Origin of the sequence: Microcoleus sp. C2D2, assembly GCF_036702495.1 — a bacterium.
Taxonomy (GTDB): Bacteria; Cyanobacteriota; Cyanobacteriia; order Cyanobacteriales; family Microcoleaceae; genus Microcoleus.
In genome coordinates this window covers 1-2,002 of sequence record NZ_JAUBTO010000354.1, presented here as the reverse complement: position 1 = coordinate 2,002, position 2,002 = coordinate 1, and the positions used below count along the sequence as shown (strand labels likewise).

The following is a 2,002-nucleotide window of genomic DNA, read 5'->3' as shown; positions in this document are numbered from 1 at the left end:
AGGAATGAGAATTAAATAACTTCCACAAGTTTGTGGGATGGGCGTCCCGCCCGTCCAAAAAAGACGGGCGGGACGCCCATCCCACAATCACAATTAAAATTGTAAGTTATTTAATTCGCGATCCTAATCGTGACACTGGCGTCCAGGACTGATAATTAGGTTCTGCGTAAGTTCTGGAATTATCACCTTCCCAACAATGAGGTAATCTTAAATATGCAACAACCAGAAACTTATCAAAACCTGACCGACAATCTCAAGTCAGCACTGGGTATTCTCGAACTCGACAAAAACTCCCAACTTTATCGAGATACAACCTCAATCTGCGACTATCTCGCCAAACCAACTTTTCAAATTGCTGTCTTTGGCCCGTTTAATTACGGCAAGTCAACTTTGCTCAATGCAATGCTTGGAAATCGTGCTTTGCCGATCGACCTAGTGCCCACTACAGGTGCTGCCATTTATGTCAACTACGGCGAGGAATTGCGCGCAAAAATAACCCTGAAAGACGGCACGGAAGTTAGCGAACCGGGGACTGATGTTTTGAAACGCTACGCCATCCTTGACGACGCCAGACAAATGCGGGATGATGTGGCCGCCGTTAATGTTTACTGTCCCCATCCATTCCTGAAAACGGGTGTGGAATTGCTGGATTTGCCGGGAACCAACGATCGGGAAGAACAGGATAATTTGGTTCGGGATAAATTGCTAACGGCTGATTTGGTTGTGCAGGTTTTAGATGCTCGCAAATTGATGACTTTAGGGGAACGGGAGAACTTGAGAGATTGGTTGAGCGATCGCAACATCAACACTGTACTCTTTGTTGCCAATTTTCTCAATCTACTCGAACCCGACGAGCAAAAAAAAGTATACAATCGGTTGTTGTTTGTTGCCGAAAGTTTTCGGTCGAACTTGCCGAACAATATCAGCAATATCTACCGCGTCGATGCTTTGCCGGCTTTGAGGGCTAGGCTGAAAGGAGATGTGGCGGCCGCCCAAACTACAGGAATTGCCACCTTTGAATCGGCTTTGCAAAGTATTGTGGCAGCTCAACAGGAACAACTAGCAGTTAAGTTGCCCAGAATAGAAGCTATAGCTACTAAAATTTGCCAATCTCTCCGAGCCAAAGCTGAAACTGTCGCTGCAGAAATAGCCGCAGCTCAAAAAAAGCACAAAGACAAAATTGAAATTAAACAAAAAGCCGAAAAATTGATATCTAAAGGCTTTCACGCCAGCGTTTCCGATTTCGAGATGTGGCTTTACCAGCCGACACTTTTGCAGCGGTATCAATCGGAAATGGCGCTGTCGCTTCAGGAAGGAAGTTTTGACGCGTGGAACCTAAAATTTCAGCGAGAGGTGTTGCAGCAGCAGCAAACGATCGCAGAATGGGTAAATAAAGCTTGCGAATTCTTTGACAAAGAACAGCCGATCGCACTTTTGATTTCGTTTCCTCCATCCCCACAAGTCAGCTTACCGGAGCCGCCACCACCTCCAGCTCAAAAGTCGAACCAGGGCGAAGTGACTCCAGTGGCGATCGCAACCGGCTTAGGTTGGCTGTTGGGCGGGCCTGTGGGAGCAGCAGTAGTCGGCGGTGCTAGCTATATTTTGAATAAAAGAACTGCGTATGAAAAGCCGCCTGAATCGTCAGAAGCTTATCTAAATCAAGTAACGGAAATTTGCAGCGAGGCTGCTAAAAACTATCTCGCTCGCTTCAGCACCGATACTTTTTCCATGCTGCAACACTACAAGGAAATCGCCGAAAAAGTAATCTGTTTTCAAGACAGCAAAGAGCCGCTACAGACGAACATCCAGCAATATCAGATACAGTTAATCAATAATTTGTTAGAAAATATCGAATCATGCCTTCAAATCACCAAATCTGTAGACCTCTTGCAAAAATAATTAGGACGGGCAAGATGCCCATCCCACAAGAATTATTTTTTCTTGTGGGATGGGCATCTTGCCCGTCCCATCAATTGAGGAAAAGGACTTTTGCAAGAGGTCT

1 protein-coding gene is annotated in these 2,002 nt (G+C 45.7%); it reads left to right on the top strand.

Translation table 11 applies throughout. The annotated features are described in order from the left end of the window. Positions 1–213: 213 nt before the first annotated feature. A complete protein-coding gene (locus tag QUB61_RS39080) occupies positions 214–1,899 on the top strand; it encodes a dynamin family protein (RefSeq protein WP_333134893.1) in 1,686 nt (561 codons plus the stop codon). The last annotated feature ends 103 nt before the right edge of the window (positions 1,900–2,002 follow it).

Coding starts and splice junctions, on each gene's coding strand:
- QUB61_RS39080 (WP_333134893.1), top strand. CDS start 214: ATGCAACAACCAGAAACTTATCAAAACCTGACCGACAATCTCAAGTCA.